The organism is Acidovorax temperans (genome assembly GCF_028596105.1).
Taxonomy (GTDB): Bacteria; Pseudomonadota; Gammaproteobacteria; order Burkholderiales; family Burkholderiaceae_C; genus Acidovorax; species Acidovorax temperans.
In genome coordinates, this window is sequence record NZ_CP117193.1 from 1,339,498 (window position 1) to 1,357,577 (window position 18,080).

Annotated in this window: 13 protein-coding genes; all 13 read left to right on the top strand. The window is 64.6% G+C overall.

The window, feature by feature from the left end; all coding sequences use genetic code 11:
• Positions 1-118 precede the first annotated feature (118 nt).
• Complete coding sequence (locus tag PQV96_RS06320; RefSeq protein WP_170207369.1) at positions 119-277, top strand: hypothetical protein; 159 nt, start codon at positions 119-121, stop codon at positions 275-277.
• Positions 274-1,107: a shikimate dehydrogenase family protein gene (locus PQV96_RS06325; protein WP_142081314.1), complete on the top strand. Its 834-nt coding sequence runs from the start codon at positions 274-276 to the stop codon at positions 1,105-1,107. Before PQV96_RS06320 ends, PQV96_RS06325 begins: the two co-directional genes overlap by 4 nt.
• Before the next feature lie 80 nt (positions 1,108-1,187).
• A complete protein-coding gene (locus PQV96_RS06330) occupies positions 1,188-3,125 on the top strand; it encodes a bifunctional sugar phosphate isomerase/epimerase/4-hydroxyphenylpyruvate dioxygenase family protein (protein ID WP_273624830.1) in 1,938 nt (645 codons plus the stop codon).
• Between the two features lie 267 nt (positions 3,126-3,392).
• Positions 3,393-4,169: a c-type cytochrome gene (locus PQV96_RS06335; protein ID WP_142081310.1), complete on the top strand. Its 777-nt coding sequence runs from the start codon at positions 3,393-3,395 to the stop codon at positions 4,167-4,169.
• Positions 4,166-5,491 (top strand): cytochrome c, encoded by a 1,326-nt coding sequence (locus PQV96_RS06340; RefSeq protein ID WP_207375195.1) that lies wholly within the window; start codon positions 4,166-4,168, stop codon positions 5,489-5,491. The genes PQV96_RS06335 and PQV96_RS06340 overlap by 4 nt, the downstream gene beginning before the upstream one ends.
• Positions 5,492-5,542: 51 nt before the next feature.
• Complete coding sequence (locus PQV96_RS06345; protein WP_207375194.1) at positions 5,543-5,947, top strand: thioredoxin family protein; 405 nt, start codon at positions 5,543-5,545, stop codon at positions 5,945-5,947.
• 63 nt (positions 5,948-6,010) lie between these two features.
• The gene (locus PQV96_RS06350) at positions 6,011-9,577 is read left to right on the top strand and encodes a DEAD/DEAH box helicase (protein ID WP_273624831.1); all 3,567 of its coding nucleotides are present in this window, start codon (positions 6,011-6,013) and stop codon (positions 9,575-9,577) included.
• Between the two features lie 193 nt (positions 9,578-9,770).
• Positions 9,771-10,364: a ribosome maturation factor RimP gene (rimP, locus tag PQV96_RS06355; protein WP_066695270.1), complete on the top strand. Its 594-nt coding sequence runs from the start codon at positions 9,771-9,773 to the stop codon at positions 10,362-10,364.
• An 81-nt stretch (positions 10,365-10,445) separates the two neighbouring features.
• The gene (gene nusA / locus PQV96_RS06360) at positions 10,446-11,933 is read left to right on the top strand and encodes a transcription termination factor NusA (protein ID WP_142081302.1); all 1,488 of its coding nucleotides are present in this window, start codon (positions 10,446-10,448) and stop codon (positions 11,931-11,933) included.
• A 23-nt stretch (positions 11,934-11,956) separates the two neighbouring features.
• Positions 11,957-14,833 (top strand): translation initiation factor IF-2, encoded by a 2,877-nt coding sequence (infB, locus tag PQV96_RS06365; protein ID WP_142081300.1) that lies wholly within the window; start codon positions 11,957-11,959, stop codon positions 14,831-14,833.
• 24 nt (positions 14,834-14,857) lie between these two features.
• Positions 14,858-15,238, top strand: a complete 381-nt coding sequence (gene rbfA, locus PQV96_RS06370) for a 30S ribosome-binding factor RbfA (RefSeq protein WP_273624832.1) — start codon at positions 14,858-14,860, stop codon at positions 15,236-15,238.
• Entirely contained in the window at positions 15,235-16,242 is a 1,008-nt protein-coding gene (truB, locus tag PQV96_RS06375) for a tRNA pseudouridine(55) synthase TruB (protein ID WP_142081298.1), read from the top strand. The genes rbfA and truB overlap by 4 nt, the downstream gene beginning before the upstream one ends.
• A complete protein-coding gene (gene typA, locus PQV96_RS06380; RefSeq protein WP_273624833.1) occupies positions 16,239-18,062 on the top strand; it encodes a translational GTPase TypA in 1,824 nt (607 codons plus the stop codon). Before truB ends, typA begins: the two co-directional genes overlap by 4 nt.
• Positions 18,063-18,080: the final 18 nt, after the last annotated feature.

An 18,080-nucleotide genomic window follows, 5' to 3' on the forward strand; every position in this document is an offset into this window, starting at 1 on the left:
ACCGCGTTACCCATGTTCCACAGCAGTTCAGGGTTTGCCCTAATCATTGAATAACGTACTAGTTCGTACATTTCATGCACTTCCCATCAACCAAGGCATTTATCTGAGCCGGATGTGCATGACTTCCAATCTTCCAGGCCAGCCGCAGCGGCTGGCGCCAGCCGCTGCCACTCCCGCTAAGCCGCATGGGCCCGCCGGGCTGGCGGCGGGGTGGGGCTGCGCAGTGGCGCTGGCTGCTGCACTGGCATGGGTACTGCGCGGAGTGCACACCGCATGATCTCGGGAACCACGCAACTGATTGCCCATCTCGGCTACCCCACGGAGTCGTTCAAGGCACCGATGATCTACAACCCCTGGTTTGAAAAGCGGGGGATCGACGCGGTGGTGGTGCCCATGGGCGTGAAGCCCGGTGACTACGCTGGCACGCTGGCGGCGCTTGCGCGTGTGACCAACCTCAGGGGCGCCTTGGTGACCATGCCGCACAAGGTCACCACCTTGTCGCTGGCCGATGAAATCACGCCCACCGCCCGCATTGCCGGGGCCTGCAACGCGCTGCTGCTGCGGCCCGATGGCACCTGGCTGGGCGACCAGTTTGATGGCGCCGGCTTTGTGCGCGGCCTGCTGCGCAAGGGGCGCACGTTGCGTGGGGCGCGGGTGATCGTGTCGGGTGCGGGCGGCGTGGGCTCGGCCATTGCGGCATCGCTGGCCGCAGAGGGCGTGGCCCACATTAGCCTGTTTGATACCAACACGGCCAGCGCCGAAGGCCTGGCCGAGCGCCTGCGCGCCCACTACCCGCAGCTGGTGGTGCAGACGGGCTCCAACGACCCTGCCGGTTTTGACGTGGTGGTGAACGCCACGCCGCTGGGCATGAAAGAGGGCGACCCGCTGCCCTTTGATGTGGCGCGCATCGACGCTGGTGCCATGGTGGGCGAGGTGGTGATGAAGACCGAATACACGCCCCTGCTGCAAGCCGCGCTGGCCAAGGGCTGCGGCGTGCAGGTGGGTACCGACATGCTGTTCGAGATGATTCCGGCTTACCTGGAATTCTTTGGCTACGGCACCGCCACGGCCGATGAGCTGCGCGCTGTGGCGCAAATCAAGTACTGACGCTGCCGCCCGCAGGGCGGGCGCGCTGCCCGGCCCTTGGCTTTTCTGAACCATTGATTGCTGAGACACGAGGTGTACCCATGCGCCGATCCATTGCCACCGTCTCTTTGAGCGGAACCCTGCGCCAGAAGCTCGAAGCCATTGCCGCTGCGCGGTTTGATGGCATTGAGCTGTTTGAGCCCGACTTCATCAGCTTCACCGGCAGCGCGCGCGAGCTGCGCCAGCAGGCCGCTGACCTGGGCCTGGGCATTGACCTGTACCAGCCGTTTCGCGACTTTGAGGGCATGCCGGATGACCTGTTCCGCCGCAGTCTGGACCGTGCCGAGCGCAAGTTCGACGTGATGCAGGAGTTGGGCTGCCCGCTGATGCTGGTGTGCTCCAACACCTCGCCCGCATCGCTGGGCGATGCCGAACGCGCCGCCGCGCAACTGCACGAGCTGGCCGAGCGCGCCAGCCGCCGCAACCTGCGCATTGGCTACGAGGCGCTGGCCTGGGGCAAGTGGGTCAACCTCTACGAGCAGGCGTGGAACATCGTGCAGAAGGCCGACCACCCGCACCTGGGGCTGATTCTGGACAGCTTCCACACCCTGTCGCTGCGCGACGACCCGATGGGCATTGCCGACATTCCGGGCGAGCGCATCTTCTTTGTGCAGATGGCCGATGCGCCGCTGCTGGCCATGGATGTGATCCAGTGGGCGCGCCACCACCGCAACTTTCCCGGCCAGGGGCAGCTGGATGTGGCGACTTTTTTTGAGCAGGCGCTGCTGGCGGGCTACCAGGGCAACCTGTCGCTCGAAATCTTCAACGACGTGTTCCGCGAAACGCCGAACCGCCGCACCGCGCTGGACGCCATGCGCTCGCTGCTGTTTCTAGAGAGCGAATGCAAGAACCGGCTGATGGCCCGCACGCAGGCCGCATCTGGCGAGGCCTCTGCCGCCACCCGCGCGCTGCAGCGGCTGGAGCTGGCAACCCCGCCTGCCGCGCAGCCCTTGGGCGGCTTCAGCTTCATCGAGTTTGGCGTGGACGAGGCCACGGGCCAGGCACTGGCCAGCACCTTCACCGCTTTGGGCTTTGAGCACACGGGCCGCCACCGCAGCAAGGCGGTGGACTTGTACTGCCAGGGCGATATCCAGTTCGTCATCAACACCCAGCCGGGCTCGGAGGCGCGCCAGCGTTTTGACGAGCTGGGCCCGTCGGTGTGTGCCATGGGGCTGGTGGCACCTGACCCGTTGCAGGCCGCCAACCGTGCGGCTGCGCTGCTGTCGGCCCGCCATGTGAGCCCGCTGGGGCCGAACGAGCTGCAACTGCCCGCCATCATCTCGCCCGGCGGCGCGGTGGTGCACTTTGTGCACGCGGGCTCCACGCTGGATGCCGACTTTGTGGCACCCGTGCCGCGTGCGCCGGTGCCCGCCCTGGGAGGACTGACGCATGTGGACCACATGGCGCTGGCCTTGGCGCACGACCAGCTGGACACCTGGACGCTGTTTGCCCAGTCCATCCTGGGCCTGAGTGCGGGCGAAAGCCTGGAGCTGGCCGACCCGTTTGGGCTGGTACGCAGCTGCGCGCTGAGCAATGCCCAGCGCAGCCTGCGCATGGTGCTCAATGTCTCCAAAAGCCAGCGCACGCGCACGGCGCAGCAGGTGCGGGCCACGGGCCGATCGGGCGGCGGCGTGCACCACATCGCGCTGGCCACGCAGGATATTTTTGCCACGGTACAGACCTTGCAGGCCCAGGGCGTGAAGTGGCTGCCCATCAGCCCCAACTATTACGAAGACCTGCTGGCACGCCTGGACCTGGATGAAAGCCTGGTGCGCCGCATGCAGGCCCTGAACATCGTGGCCGATGTGTCGCCCGGCGGCGGGCGCTTTCTGCACGCCTACACCGAGCCCTTTGCCGACCGCTTCTTTTTTGAAGTCGTGCAGCGCGAGGGCGGCTACGACGGCTATGGCGCCGTGAACGCCGCTGTGCGCATGGCCGCGCAAGAGAACGCGCACCAGCGCGCCGGTGCTGGGCCGTGAGAGGGATGCCCGTGGGCCTCTTGTTGGGGGGATGGATAAAAACGGCACTGGCGCTTGCTGCATAAGCGCTGGCAGCTATTGATTTGATAGTGCTATTGCCTGGAGCCAAGCCGCAGCCCTGACCCATGCAGCCATCCCCTGCGCGGCTGGGTACCCCTGCCATGCCCTTTGGTGTAAGCCCCGCACCCGGCATGCAGCGCGCTGCGGGCTTAAAGTGCGGGGTGTTGCAGGCCTTGCGCCGCGTTTTTGATCCCCACACCAAGACCCATGATCGATTCTTTACGCACCCGGCTGCGCCCCCTGGCGCTGTGGGGCGCCGCCCTGGCTTGTAGTGCTGCAGCCGCGGCGCCCAGTCCCGCTGATCCTGTTCCTGCCACCTCTGCAGCCCCTGCGGCCCCTGCCGCCACCGTGCCCGCTGGCATGGCATCGCGCGTGCTGGCCTGCACCACCTGCCACGGCAAGGAAGGCCGCGCCACGGCCGAGGGTTACTTCCCCCGCATTGCGGGCAAGCCTGCGGGTTACCTGCACAACCAGTTGCTCAACTTTCGGGATGGGCGGCGCAGCTACCCGCAAATGGGTTACCTCATCGAGCACCTGACGGATGACTACCTGCGCGAAATGGCCGTGCACTTCGCCGCGCTCGACCTGCCTTACCCGCCTCCGCCCGCCCCGCAGGGCACCCCCGCGCAACTGGAGCAGGGCCGCGCCTTGGTGCAGCAGGGCGATGCTGCGCGCAAGATTCCGGCATGCGTGCAATGCCACGGCGCAGCCATGACGGGGGTGGCGCCGTCCATTCCCGGTCTGCTGGGCCTGCCGCGTGATTACCTCAACAGCCAGCTCGGCGCCTGGAAGACCGGCCAGCGCAAGGCCCACGCGCCCGACTGCATGGCCGACGTGGCCCGCCAGCTCACGCCCGAAGATGTGAGCGCCGTGTCTGCCTGGCTGGCCGCGCAGCCTGTGCCTGGCAACGGCAAGCCGGTGGCCAGCCTGCCGGGCCCCATGCCCGCACGCTGCGGCGGCGTGCCTGAAGGAGGCCGCCCATGAACCCGCAACGCTTTGTGCGGCTGGTATCGGGCGCGATGGCCGCCCTGGGCATCAGCGCCGCCGCCATCGTGGCCCTGAACCTGCGCGGCGAGGACCCCTTGCCCAGCGCCGAAACCTTGAAGCCCACCCCCGCTCTGGTGGCGCAGGGCGAATACCTGACCCGCGTGGGCAACTGCATGGCCTGCCACACGGTGCAGGGCGGCGCGCCGTTTGCGGGCGGGCGCGGCATTGAAACGCCATTTGGCGTGGTCTACAGCTCCAACCTCACACCCGACAAAGCCACCGGCCTGGGCGCGTGGACGTCGGCTGAGTTCTGGCGCGCCATGCACAACGGCCGTGGCAAGGAAGGGCGGCTGCTGTACCCCGCCTTTCCGTACACCAGCTACACCCACGTCACGCGCGAAGACTCCGACGCCATCTTCGCCTACCTGCAAAGCTTGCCGCCGGTGGCGCAGGCCAACAAGGCGCATGCGCTGCGCTTTCCATACAGCACCCAGGCGGCGCTGGGTGTGTGGCGGGCCTTGTTCTTCACCCCGGCAGACGCGGCCCAGCCAGCCGCGCTGCCACCGCAGGCACTGGCCGCAGCGCAGGTGCCTGACTACCAGCGCGGCGCCTCCTTGGTGAACGGGCTGGGCCACTGTGCCGCTTGCCACACCCCCCGCAACAGCTTGGGGGCCGAGCAGCAAGGGCAGGCCTTGGCGGGCGGGCTGATCCCCGTGCAGAACTGGCTGGCCCCGGCGCTGACCGACGCTGGCCAGGCCGGCGTGCAGCGCTGGCCGCAGGCCGATGTGGTGGCCTTGCTCAAGACAGGCGTGGCCCCGCAGGCTTCCGTCATCGGCCCCATGGCCGAGGTAGTGTTCCGCAGCACGCAGTACCTGAGCGACGCCGACGCCCGCGCCATGGCCGTCTATTTGCAGACACTGCCCCAGCATGCAGCCACCCCCGCCAAGCAGGCGGTGGCCCCCGCATCGGTCATGGAGCGCGGCGCCAAGGTGTACGAGGCCCAATGCGCCCAGTGCCACGGTGCGCAAGGGCAGGGCGCCAGGGACGAGGCCGGGCAACCAGCCTTCCCGCCGCTGGCGGGCAACCGCGCCGTGGTGCTGGCTGACCCGACCAACCTGGTGCGCGTGGTGCTGCAGGGCGGCTATCTGCCAGCCACCGCAGGCAACCCGCGCCCGCACGGCATGCCGCCCTTTCAGCACCTGCTGGATGACGAAGACGTGGCTGCCGTCACCACTTTTGTGAGGAATAGCTGGGGCAACCAGGCAGCGGGTGTGGGTACCATCGAGGTTTACCGCGCCCGCGAGCGGCGCAGCCCCTGACCCCGTTGTTGCCCTGGCCCGCCTGATTCGCGGGCTGGAGGAGTTGTATTCATGCCCAGCCACACCGCCTTGCCCGTTGATTCCACTGCCCCCGCCGCCCAGCCCAGCGGCTGGTGGGCCGTGTGCCTGTGCGCGGGCTGGTGCGGTACCTGCCGTGACTACCGGGCGCTGTTTGACGCCCTGGCCCAGGCCCACCCCGAGGTGCGCTTTGAGTGGGTGGACATTGAAGACGAATCGGAACTGGCGGGCGACCTGGACGTAGAGACCTTCCCCACGCTGCTGATTGCCGATGGGCGCAAGGCGCATTTTCTGGGCCCCTTGCTGCCCCAGGCTGCGGTGTTGGAGCGGTTGCTGACCACCCTGCGCAGCGGCGCCCCTTCTGGCGCCGCCACCGACCCCATGGCGCAAGAGGTGTTTGACCGCGTGCGTGCAGACCGCACTGTGGCAGGCGCTTGATGCTATCGAATGAATAGCTGCTAGCGCTTACTCATCAAGCGCTAGCGGCCAATTTGACTTGTAATGTCTGACACGTTCTGGTTTGACCCCGACTCTTTGCGCGCTCTGTGCGAGGACGGCCCCTGGATGCGTGGCAAGGCCCTGCTGGCACAGGGCGTGGTGAGCGAGCCAGACATTGAGCCGTTGGACGAAGGCTGGCGCATACAGGCCCTGGTGCAGGGCACGCAGCACCTGCCGTATGAAGTGGCCGTCACCCTGGCGGTGATGCCCGATGGCCAGGTGGACTACTGGCGTAGCGTGTGCGACTGCCCCGTGGGCCGCCAGTGCAAGCATGCGGTGGCGTTGATGCTGAAGGCGGCCCGTCTGCCGCTGAGCGATGAAGCCCGCGCTGCCGCAGCCCCGCGCAAGGATGTGAGCGCGGCGGCGGCGTCCTTGTCGGCCCGCGAACGCATGGCCGCCGTGCAGCAGGCCGAGGCCCAGGCCCAGCTGGTGAACTGGCTGGCCGCGCTGGACCGCGCCGCCGGGGGCGATGTGGTACTCAGCCCCAATGGCCGCAGTGCGCGGCCGGAGCAATATCTCTATTTGCTGTCGGTGGTGGGCGGCATGCGCCAGCCCACCCAGTTGCAGCTTGAAGCCGTGGTGTCTTACCCCAAGGTGACCGGTGGCTGGGCCAAGCCCAAGCAGGTGCGTACCCAGCCCGCCAAGGGCCAGGCGGTGTACGACCAGGCCAGCGAGACCGATCGCCAGGTGTTGCAACTGCTGCGCGCTATGCCGCGCAGTCAGGTGTATTACTCGGCCTACAGCGGCGCGCCCTGCGCGGTGCTGGAAGGGCAGGTGGGTTTGCTGGCGCTGCAACAGGCCGCCAGCACCGGGCGGCTGTTTGCCGATGCGGGTGGATCTACCGTGGGCAACGCCCTGCGATGGGGCCCCTCACGCCCCTTGCAGTGGTGTTGGCACGAGCTGCCCGCCCAGCCCGGGGCTTTGTCGGCCGAGCCCGCTTGGCAACTGCGCGCTGCTCTTGCCGGTGGCAGCGGTGTGCTGTGCCACAACAGCCCGCCCTTGTTCATAGATGCCGAGCGGGGCGAATGCGGGCCGGTAGAGCTGGGCTCTGTATCACCCGCACAGCTGGAGGTGCTGCTCAAGGCCCCTGCGCTGCGCGAGTCGGCCATCGAAAAATACCAGGATGAAATGGCCCGCAGCCTGCACCAACTGCCCCTGCCCCCGGTGGTGCAAGGCGTGCAGCGGTTGCAGGGCGTGGTGCCCCGGCCTTGCCTGCACCTGGCCCCCACGCCGCTGGCCGACCGGCCCACGCTGGGCCTGGTGATGGCGCGGCTCACCTTTGACTATGCCGGCCACCGTGGCTGGTGGCCAGGGCAGGGCGCGCAGGTGATGTTGCCGCCGCTGAATGGGGGCGATGGCCCCAAGGTGCTGCTGCAGCGCCACCCCCAGGCCGAGCTGGAAGCCATCCAAAAACTGATGGCGCTGGGCCTGCTGGCCACCGACGACGGCGTGTTTGGCCTGCCCGGCGAGCGCTCGCAGCAGGCCTGGCTGCCGTGGGCCGATGCGGGCTTTGCGGTGTTTATCGAAGCAGGGTTTGACGTGACCCAGGACCCGGCGCTGCAGGGCTGGGTAAGCCATGCGCAAAACCTGACGGTGGCGCTCGCGCCGCAGCCGGTGGCTCGCGCTGCCAGGCCTGGGCAAGAAGATCCGGTCGAAGAACCGGAACCACTCAGCGCCTTTGGACAGAAGCAGGGGCGCGATGGCGAGTCAGAAGTGATGCCGGATGAGATGCAAGACACCTCGCCCTGGTTCTCGCTCTCACTGGGCGTGGAACTGGACGGCCAGCGCCACAACGTGCTGCCCTGGCTGCCCGACCTGATCGCCCAGGCCGCGCAGCACCCGCCAGATGCCGCCACCGGGCAGCCCCAACTGCCGCCGTTTGTCTACGTGCCGCGTGGCGATGCCCAAGGCGGCTTTGTGCGCCTGCCCACCGAGCCGCTGCGCCCCTGGCTGGCCGCCTTGCTGGAACTGGTGGGCGAGCGGGGCTCGGATTTTGCCCAACCCAGCCTGCGCTTGTCGCGCCTGGAAGCCTTGCGAGCCAGTGCCACCCTGGGCGAAGGCGCTGTGTGGCAGGGTGCTGCATCGTTGCAGGCCCTGGTGCAGCAGCTACAGGGCGCGAGCCCCATCGCCGAGGTGCCCGTGCCTGCCAGCGTGCACGCCAGCCTGCGCCCGTACCAGCAGCAGGGGCTGAACTGGCTGCAGTTTCTGCGCGCCCAGGGCCTAGGCGGCATCCTGGCCGACGACATGGGCCTGGGCAAAACGCTGCAAACCCTGGCCCACATCCAGGTCGAAAAAGACGCAGGCCGCCTCACGGCCCCCGCGCTGGTGATCGCCCCGGTGAGCCTGATGGGCAACTGGCACAGCGAAGCCGCGCGGTTTTGCCCCGGTCTGCGCACCCTGGTGCTGCACGGCGCAGGCCGCCATGAAATGGCGGATTCCGTGGCCGAGCACGATCTGGTCATCGCCCCTTATTCATTGCTTCAGCGCGACCGTGAGCGCTGGCTGCAACTGCAGTGGCACCTGGTGGTGCTGGACGAGGCGCAAAACATCAAGAACGCCAGCACCAACGCGGCCCAGGTGGTGTCGGCACTGCAGGCGCGCCACCGGCTGTGCCTGTCGGGCACGCCCATGGAAAACCACCTGGGCGAAATCTGGAGTCTGTTCCACTTCCTGATGCCCGGCTTTTTGGGCAGCCAGCAGCGGTTTCGCGAGCTGTTTCGCAACCCCGTAGAAAAACAGGGTGACACCGGACGGCTGGCCCAATTGCGTGCCCGCGTAGCGCCGTTCATGCTGCGCCGCACTAAGGCCTTGGTGGCGGCCGAGCTGCCCCCCAAGGTGGAAACCGTGATGCGGGTGGAGCTGACGGGCGCCCAGGCCGATCTGTACGAAACCATCCGCTTGGGCATGGAAAAAACCGTGCGCGAAGCCCTGCATTCCAAAGGCTTGGCCAAGTCGCAGATCACGATCCTGGATGCGCTGCTCAAGCTGCGCCAGGTCTGCTGTGACCCGCACCTGGTGCCGCTGGAGTCCGCCCGCCAGGTGCGCGAATCGGCCAAGATGGCGCAGTTGATGGAGCTTTTGCCCGAAATGCTGGCCGAGGGGCGGCGGGTGCTGCTGTTTTCGCAGTTCACCAGCATGCTCGGCTTGATCGAGGCGGAGCTCAAGGCCCGGGGCTTGCCCTGGGTCAAGCTCACCGGCCAAAGCCAAAAGCGCGATGAGATCATCCAGCGATTCACCAGCGGCGAGGTGCCGCTGTTCCTCATCAGCCTGAAGGCGGGCGGTGTGGGGCTGAACCTGCCCCAGGCCGATACCGTCATCCACTACGACCCCTGGTGGAACCCCGCTGCCGAAGCGCAGGCCACCGACCGCGCCCACCGCATCGGCCAGACGCAGAACCTGTGGGTGGTGAAAATGGTGGCCCAGGGTACGATTGAGGAGCGCATTTTGGCCTTGCAGGAGCGCAAGGCACAGCTGGCCCAGTCCATCTACGGGGGCGAAGCGGCCCGCCGCGAACCGCTGTTCACCGAGAGCGACCTTCAGCAGCTGTTGCAGCCCTTGGGAGCAGACTGAATCGCTGTTGCTAGGTGTGCACTGTCGTTGCAAATCAATGCTTTAAAGAGTACAATCCAGTTCTCACGACCAAACGGGCGGGTACCAACCGCCCGTTTTTTTTGGTCGATTGGTTTTGGAGCTCGAAGCTGTCAGAAGGGGGTCTTCTGGGGGTTATCGGGTTTTTCGTTTTTCCCGGGATTGAACTGAACACGTGGCACTGCAGCAAATCGTTGAACAAGTTGTGACTGGTTTGGGCTATGACCTGGTGGAGATTGAACGCTCTGCCGGAGGCCTCTTGCGCATCACCATTGATTTGCCCTGGGTGGCTCCGGCCACCGATGCACCCGCCCCGCTGTTGGACCAGTTTGTCACCGTGGAAGATTGCGAAAAAGTCACCCGCCAGCTGCAGTTTGCGCTGGAGGTGGACGGTGTGGAATACAAGCGCCTGGAAGTGTCATCCCCAGGCATTGACCGCCCCCTGCGCCACGAACAGGATTTCGTGCGTTTCGAGGGTTCGGTCATCGACATCACCCTGAAGGCGCCCATGGGTGCGGCAGCGGCCGGTCAGGTCAGCGCCAATCGCAAGAAATTTCGCGGCACGCTGGAGCGTGCAGAGTCTGGTGGCTGGCAGATCGTCTGGAGAGACGAGCCTGCAGTCAAGCCTGGTCAAAAAGTCAGCAAGAAACGCGTTCCAGCGCCTTTGCAGGCACTGGGTTTCACCTTGGATGAATTGCGTGATGCGCGCCTGGCGCCCATTGTTGATTTCAAGGGCCGTGCTGGCAAGGCGGGGCAGGGCGCTGCCTGAGCCGCAGATTAAAAATACAGGATGGCGGGTTGCCCCACGGTGGCCAGCAATCTTCAGTGATTGAAATAGGAGAGTCGTCGCATGAATCGCGAATTGTTGATGTTGGTTGAGGCCATTTCGCGCGAGAAGAACGTGGAGCGTGATGTGGTCTTGGGTGCCGTGGAATCGGCCCTGGCCCAGGCTACCAAGAAGCTGTACCAAGGCGAAGTGGATATCCGCGTGTCCATCGACCGTGACAGCGGCAACTACGAGACTTTCCGCCGCTGGCTGGTGGTGCCTGATGATGCCGGCCTGCAAAACCCAGATGCTGAAGAGCTGCTGATGGATGCCCGCGAGCGCGTGGCTGACATCGAGGTGGGCGAGTACATCGAAGAAGGTGTCGAATCCGTGCCCATCGGTCGTATCGGCGCCATGGCGGCCAAGCAGGTCATCCTGCAAAAGATCCGCGATGCAGAGCGTGAAATGTTGCTCAACGACTTCATGTCGCGGGGCGAAAAGATCTTCACCGGCACCGTCAAGCGCATGGACAAGGGCGACATCATTGTCGAATCCGGCCGCGTGGAAGGCCGCCTGCGTCGCTCGGAAATGATTCCGAAGGAAAACCTGCGCAGTGGCGACCGTGTACGCGCCATGATCATGGAAGTGGATCTGACGCTGCGCGGCGCACCGATCATCCTGTCGCGTTCGGCCCCCGAATTCATGGTGGAGCTGTTCCGCCAGGAAGTGCCCGAGATCGAGCAAGGCCTGCTGGAGATCAAGTCCTGCGCCCGTGACCCCGGTTCGCGCGCCAAGATTGCCGTTCTGTCGCACGACAAGCGCGTGGACCCCATCGGCACCTGCGTCGGCGTGCGTGGCACCCGCGTCAATGCTGTGACCAATGAACTGGCTGGTGAGCGTGTGGATATCGTGCTGTGGTCGGAAGATCCCGCGCAGTTCGTGATTGGTGCGCTGGCACCCGCGAACGTGTCCTCCATCGTGGTGGACGAAGAAAAACACGCCATGGATGTGGTGGTGGACGAGGAAAACCTGGCCATCGCCATCGGCCGTGGTGGTCAGAACGTGCGCCTGGCTTCCGACCTGACGGGCTGGAAGATCAACATCATGGACGCTGCCGAGTCTGCCCAAAAGCAGGCCAACGAGTCCGACGCCTCGCGCCGCCTGTTCATGGAAAAGCTGGATGTAGACGAGGAAATCGCCGACATCCTGATCTCCGAAGGCTTTGCCACCCTGGAAGAAGTGGCCTATGTGCCGCTGCAGGAAATGCTGGAGATCGAATCGTTTGACGAAGACACCGTGAACGAGCTGCGCGCCCGCGCCAAGGATGCGCTGCTCACCATGGAAATCGCCCGTGAGGAAAGCGTGGAAGAGGTCTCTCAAGACCTGCGCGACCTCGAAGGCATGACTCCCGACCTGATTGCCAAGCTGGCCGAAGGCGGTGTGCATACACGTGACGACTTGGCCGATCTGGCCATTGATGAGCTGACCGACCTGACCGGACAGTCTGCTGAAGAAGCCAAGGCCTTGATCATGAAGGCCCGCGAACATTGGTTCGTGGCAGGGCAAGAGTAAGGTCAGGGAGGCACGAACCAAATATGTCGAGTAATACTGTCGCCGAGTTCGCTAACGAACTCAAGAAATCGCCTGAAACCCTGCTGGATCAGCTCAAGGCTGCTGGTGTGGGCAAGACTGCCGCTTCAGACCCCCTGACCGAGTCTGACAAGCAAAAACTGCTGGCTTACCTGCAGGCCAGCCATGGCACCGCTTCGGCGGATCGCAAAAAGATCACCATGGTGAAGAAGTCCACCAGCGAGATCAAGCAGGCCGATGCCACCGGCAAGGCCCGCACGATCCAGGTGGAAGTACGCAAGAAGCGCACCTTCATCCAGCGCGATGAAGGCGCTGAGGCGTCTGCGCCGGCCGCCCAGGCGCGTGAAGCTGCGGTGGAAGAATCCGCCGTGTCGCGCGAGGACCAGGAACTGGTTCGCCGCGAGGAAGAAGCTCGTCGCCAGGCTGAGCTGATTCGTCGCCAGGAAGCTGAACTGGCTACCAAACGTGCTGAGCGTGAAGAGCGCGAGCGCCGCGAACGTGAAGCGGAAGAGCGCGCTGCAGCCTACGCTGCCCAGGAAGCCGCCAAGAAGGCGCAAGCCTCTGCGCAGCAGCAGGAAGCTACACGCGAGCAGCAGGCCGAAGCGGCTGCCCGTGCCGCAGCCCAGAATGAAGCCCGTGAAAAGGCCGCCGCAGAAGCCAAGGCCCGTGCCGAAGAAGAAGCTGCGCGAGCCCGCGATCTGGAAGAGCGTCGTCGCAAGGCCCTGGCGGAAGCCGAGGCCATTCGCGCGATGATGGCGGCGCCCAAGAAGTCCGTCATGGTGGCCAAGAAGCCTGAGGAACCCAAGCCAGCAGCCAAGCCTGCCGCCGTGGGTGACGCGAAGAAGGGCACCCTGCACAAGCCTGCCGTTGGTACCGGCACAGGCCCACGCAATGCGGGTGCTGCCGCACCAGTCGCCCCCGGCGGTGGTTCGGGCAAGGAGGTCAAGTCGGCCAAGTTGTCCTCCAGCTGGGCGAACGACACGGCCAAGAAGAAAGAAATCAAGACCCGCGGCGACAGCAGTGGTGGCGTGGGCCGCAACAACTGGCGTGGTGGCCCCCGTGGCCGCCGTGGTGAAAACCGCGATCAACGTGACGATCACCAGAACTCCGCACCGGTGGAAGCCCGGATCATCGAAGTGCATGTGCCTGAAACCATCACGGTGGCAGAGCTGGCACACAAGATGTCGATCAAGGCCTCTGAAGTGATCAAGGCCCTGATGAAAATGGGCCAGATGGTCACCATCAACCAGCCTCTGGACCAGGACACCGCCATGATCGTGGTGGAAGAAATGGGCCACAAGGCAGTGGTGGCGGCGCTGGACGATCCAGAAGCCTTCACCGACGAAGATGCGGGTCAAAAAGACGCCGAGCTGCTGCCACGCGCTCCAGTGGTCACCGTCATGGGCCACGTGGACCACGGCAAGACCTCGCTGCTGGACTACATTCGCCGCGCCAAGGTGGCGTCTGGCGAAGCTGGTGGTATCACGCAGCACATTGGTGCTTACCACGTTGAAACCCCACGCGGCATGGTGTCGTTCCTCGATACCCCTGGTCACGAGGCCTTCACGGCCATGCGTGCCCGTGGTGCGCAGGCCACCGACATTGTGATTCTGGTGGTGGCGGCCGACGACGGTGTCATGCCCCAGACCAAGGAAGCCATCAAGCACGCCAAGGCTGCCAATGTGCCGATCGTGGTGGCCATCACCAAGGCTGACAAGCCTGATGCCAACCCCGACCGCGTCAAGCAGGAACTGGTGGTCGAGGAAGTGGTGCCTGAAGAGTACGGCGGTGATTCGCCCTTCGTGCCGGTGTCCTCCAAGACCGGTATGGGCATCGACGAGTTGCTGGAGCAAGTGCTGCTGCAAGCTGAAGTGCTGGAGCTCAAGGCGCCTGTTGACGCCATGGCCAAGGGTTTGGTCATCGAAGCGCAGCTGGACAAGGGCCGCGGCCCTGTGGCCACTGTGCTGGTGCAGTCCGGTACGCTGAAGGTGGGCGATGTGGTGCTGGCGGGTCAAACCTCGGGCCGCGTGCGCGCCATGCTGGACGAAAACGGCAAGCCTGCCAAGACGGCTGGCCCGTCGATTCCGGTGGAAATCCAGGGTCTGTCCGATGTGCCGCAGGCTGGTGACGAGTTCATGGTGCTCAGCGATGAGCGCCGTGCTCGCGAGATCGCGACCTACCGCGCTGGCAAGTTCCGCAACACCAAGCTGGCCAAGCAACAGGCTGCCAAGCTGGAAAACGTCTTCAACGAGATGACGGCGGGCGAGGTGCAGACGCTGCCCATCATCATCAAGGCCGACGTGCAGGGCTCGCAGGAAGCGCTGGCAGCCTCGCTGCTCAAGCTGTCCACAGACGAGATCCGCGTGCAGCTGGTGTATGCCGGCGTGGGCGGTATCAGCGAATCCGACGTCAACCTGGCGATTGCCTCTAAGGCCATCGTGATCGGCTTCAACGTGCGAGCCGATGCCGGTGCGCGCAAGCTGGCCGAGTCGAGCGATGTGAGCCTGCATTACTACAACATCATTTACGACGCCGTGGATGAGTTGAAGGCCGCCATGTCTGGCATGCTAGCCCCCGAGCAGCGCGAAGAAGCCATTGGTACGGCCGAGATCCGCACGGTGTTCGTAGCTTCCAAGATCGGTACGGTGGCGGGTTCGTACATCACCTCCGGCCAGGTCACGCGCAACTGCAAGTTCCGCCTGCTGCGCGACAACGTGGTCATCTACACCGGCGAAGTCGAGTCTGTGCGCCGCCTCAAGGACGATGTCAAGGAAGTCAAGGAAGGCTTCGAGTGCGGTATCAAGCTGCGCAACTACAACGACATCAAGGAAGGCGATCAGCTGGAGTTCTTCGAGATCAAGGAAATCGCACGGACGCTGTAAGGCGAACGAGGTACAAGCGACAACATGGCTGCGAAGAAATCTGCTACCCCTAACCGTGCCTTCAAGGTGGCCGATCAGATCCAGCGCGATCTGACCGAGCTCATCGCGCGCGAGTTGAAAGACCCACGCGTGGGCATGGTGACGCTGCAAGGCGTGGAGGTCACTCCCGACTATGCCCATGCCAAGGTGTTTTTCAGCCTGCTGGTGGGTGACCCCGTGGAAACCCAGGCGGCGCTCAACCAGGCTGCGGGTTTCCTGCGCAATGGCCTGTTCAAGCGCTTGCACATCCACACCGTGCCTACGTTGCACTTCGTGTTCGACCGCACTTCCGAGCGCGCGGCCGACATGAATGCCTTGATCGCCAAGGCTGTCTCTTCACGCGCGAAAGGCGACGAGGAAGCATGACCGAGCGCGCTCCCCGCATCCGGGTGCAGCGGCGCCCGGTGCACGGAGTGCTGCTGCTCGACAAACCGCTCGGCCTTTCGAGCAACGACGCCTTGCAAAAGGTGAAGTGGTTGCTGCGCGCCGAAAAAGCGGGCCATACCGGTACGCTGGATCCCTTGGCATCCGGCGTGCTGCCTCTGTGCTTTGGTGCGGCTACCAAATTCAGCCAACTGCAACTTGACGCCCCCAAGACCTACGAAGCCGTGGCGTTGCTGGGCGTGACCACCGCCACCGGCGATGCCGAGGGCGACGTGCTGGAGCGCCGCGAGGTGCTGCCCGAACACCTGACGCCAGAGCGCCTGGCCGCCGTGCAGCAGCAGTTCACCGGCCCCATCAGCCAGGTGCCCCCCATGCACAGCGCGCTCAAAAAAGATGGCAAGGCGCTGTACGAGTACGCCCGCGCTGGCATTGCCGTGGAACGTGAGGCGCGCCAGGTCGTCATTCATGCATTGAAACTGGAGCTGATCCAGACAGAGAAAGCGCAAGCAGCTATCAAAATGATAGTGACTTGCAGCAAAGGTACGTACATCCGTACCTTGGGAGAAGACATTGGTGCAGCGCTGGGGGTGGGGGCTCACCTGACCTTTTTGCGCCGCATCGATACGGGAGGCCTGGGGGTCGAGCGTTGCGTCACTTTGGCGCAGCTCGAAGCCATGGACGAGGCGCAGCGCCTGGCTTGCGTTCTGCCTCCCGAGTCGCTGCTGGTGGGGCACACCCGTGTCACGTTGGACGGCGACAATGCAGCCCGGTTTCTGTCGGGTGTGCGTCGCCGTGGACCCTGGCCTGACGCCAGTGCCGTGGCGGTCTTTGGCGATCAACCTGCAGCGTTGCTGGGGGTGGGCCACATCGTTGGCGGGGAGCTGGTGCCGGGCAGGCTCCTGAGTCCGCTGGAAATTCAACAAATTTTGGAAGGCACGCCGCATTCCGCGTCCATGGCGCACAGCGGCACATTGGAAAAACTATGACGAAACAAATCCGCAATATCGCGATCATTGCCCACGTTGACCATGGCAAAACCACCATGGTGGACCAGCTGCTGCGCCAGTCCGGCACCTTCGCCGACCACGAAAAGGTCGTCGACACCGTGATGGACAACAACGCGATTGAAAAAGAGCGTGGCATCACCATCCTGGCCAAAAACTGTGCCGTGAGCTGGAAGGGCACGCACATCAACATCGTGGATACCCCCGGTCACGCGGACTTCGGCGGCGAAGTGGAACGTGCCCTGTCCATGGTGGATAGCGTGGTGCTGCTGATTGACGCGCAAGAAGGCCCCATGCCCCAGACGCGTTTCGTGACCAAGAAGGCCCTGGCCCTGGGCCTGCGCCCCATCCTGGTGGTGAACAAGGTGGACAAGCCCGGCGCTAACCCCGACAAGGTCGTGAACGCTGCGTTCGACCTGTTCGACAAGCTGGGTGCCACCGACGAACAGCTGGACTTCCCCGTGGTGTACGCCTCGGGCATCAACGGCTGGTCGTCGCTCGAAGAAGGCGCTCCTGGTGAGCAGTGGGGTCCCGACATGTCGGCCCTGTTCGACACCATCCTCAAGCACGTGCCGCCGAACACTGGCAACCCTGACGCTCCCCTGCAACTGCAGATCTCGGCGCTGGACTTCTCCACTTTCGTGGGCCGCATCGGTGTGGGCCGCATCAGCCAGGGCACTTTGAAGCCCATGCAGGACGTGGTCGTCATGGAAGGCCCCGGTGGCAAGACCGTCAAGGGCCGCGTGAACCAGGTGCTGACCTTCCAGGGCCTGGATCGCATGCAGACCCCCCTGGCTGGCCCTGGCGACATCGTGCTGATCAACGGCATTGAAGACATCGGCATCGGCGTGACCGTGACCGACCCGGCCAACCCTGCGCCGCTGCCCATGCTGAAGGTGGACGAGCCCACGCTGACCATGAACTTCTGCGTGAACACGTCGCCTCTGGCCGGCCGCGAAGGCAAGTTCGTGACCAGCCGCCAGATCTGGGACCGCCTGCAAAAGGAACTGCAGCACAACGTGGCCCTGCGCGTGAAGGAAACCGACGAAGACGGCATTTTCGAAGTGTCTGGCCGCGGCGAACTGCACCTGACCATCCTGCTGGAAAACATGCGCCGCGAAGGCTACGAGCTGGCCGTCTCCAAACCACGCGTGGTGTTCAAGGACATCGATGGCGTCAAGCATGAGCCTATCGAACTGGTGACTGCCGACATCGAAGAAGGCCACCAAGGCGGCGTGATGCAGGCCCTGGGCGAGCGCAAGGGTGAGCTGGTGAACATGGAGTCCGACGGCCGTGGCCGTGTGCGCCTGGAATACCGCATTCCTGCCCGTGGCCTGATCGGTTTCACCAACGAGTTTCTGAACCTGACGCGCGGTTCCGGTCTGATCTCCAACATCTTCGACGGCTACGAGCCGCACAAGGGTGACATTGGTGGCCGCAAGAACGGCGTGCTGATCTCCATGGACGATGGTGAAATCTTCACCTACGCCCTGGGCAAGCTGGACGACCGTGGACGCATGTTCGTGAAGGCGAACGATCCCGTGTACGAAGGCATGATCGTCGGCATCCATAGCCGCGACAACGACCTGGTGGTGAACGCCACGCGTACCAAGCAGCTGACCAACTTCCGCGTGAGCGGCAAGGAAGACGCGATCAAGATCACGCCTCCTATCGACCTCACGCTGGAGTACGGTGTCGAGTTCATCGAAGACGACGAATTGGTCGAAATCACGCCCAAGTCGGTGCGTCTGCGCAAGCGCTATTTGACCGAAAATGAGCGCAAGCGCGCCAGCCGCTCTTGATCTGAAGCGCGCTGACCT

Bases quoted from the DNA above. Each gene is read 5' to 3' on its own strand.
- PQV96_RS06320 (WP_170207369.1), top strand. From the start codon at position 119: ATGACTTCCAATCTTCCAGGCCAGCCGCAGCGGCTGGCGCCAGCCGCT.
- PQV96_RS06325 (WP_142081314.1), top strand. From the start codon at position 274: ATGATCTCGGGAACCACGCAACTGATTGCCCATCTCGGCTACCCCACG.
- PQV96_RS06330 (WP_273624830.1), top strand. From the start codon at position 1,188: ATGCGCCGATCCATTGCCACCGTCTCTTTGAGCGGAACCCTGCGCCAG.
- PQV96_RS06335 (WP_142081310.1), top strand. From the start codon at position 3,393: ATGATCGATTCTTTACGCACCCGGCTGCGCCCCCTGGCGCTGTGGGGC.
- PQV96_RS06340 (WP_207375195.1), top strand. From the start codon at position 4,166: ATGAACCCGCAACGCTTTGTGCGGCTGGTATCGGGCGCGATGGCCGCC.
- PQV96_RS06345 (WP_207375194.1), top strand. From the start codon at position 5,543: ATGCCCAGCCACACCGCCTTGCCCGTTGATTCCACTGCCCCCGCCGCC.
- PQV96_RS06350 (WP_273624831.1), top strand. From the start codon at position 6,011: ATGTCTGACACGTTCTGGTTTGACCCCGACTCTTTGCGCGCTCTGTGC.
- nusA (WP_142081302.1), top strand. From the start codon at position 10,446: ATGAATCGCGAATTGTTGATGTTGGTTGAGGCCATTTCGCGCGAGAAG.
- infB (WP_142081300.1), top strand. From the start codon at position 11,957: ATGTCGAGTAATACTGTCGCCGAGTTCGCTAACGAACTCAAGAAATCG.
- rbfA (WP_273624832.1), top strand. From the start codon at position 14,858: ATGGCTGCGAAGAAATCTGCTACCCCTAACCGTGCCTTCAAGGTGGCC.
- truB (WP_142081298.1), top strand. From the start codon at position 15,235: ATGACCGAGCGCGCTCCCCGCATCCGGGTGCAGCGGCGCCCGGTGCAC.
- typA (WP_273624833.1), top strand. From the start codon at position 16,239: ATGACGAAACAAATCCGCAATATCGCGATCATTGCCCACGTTGACCAT.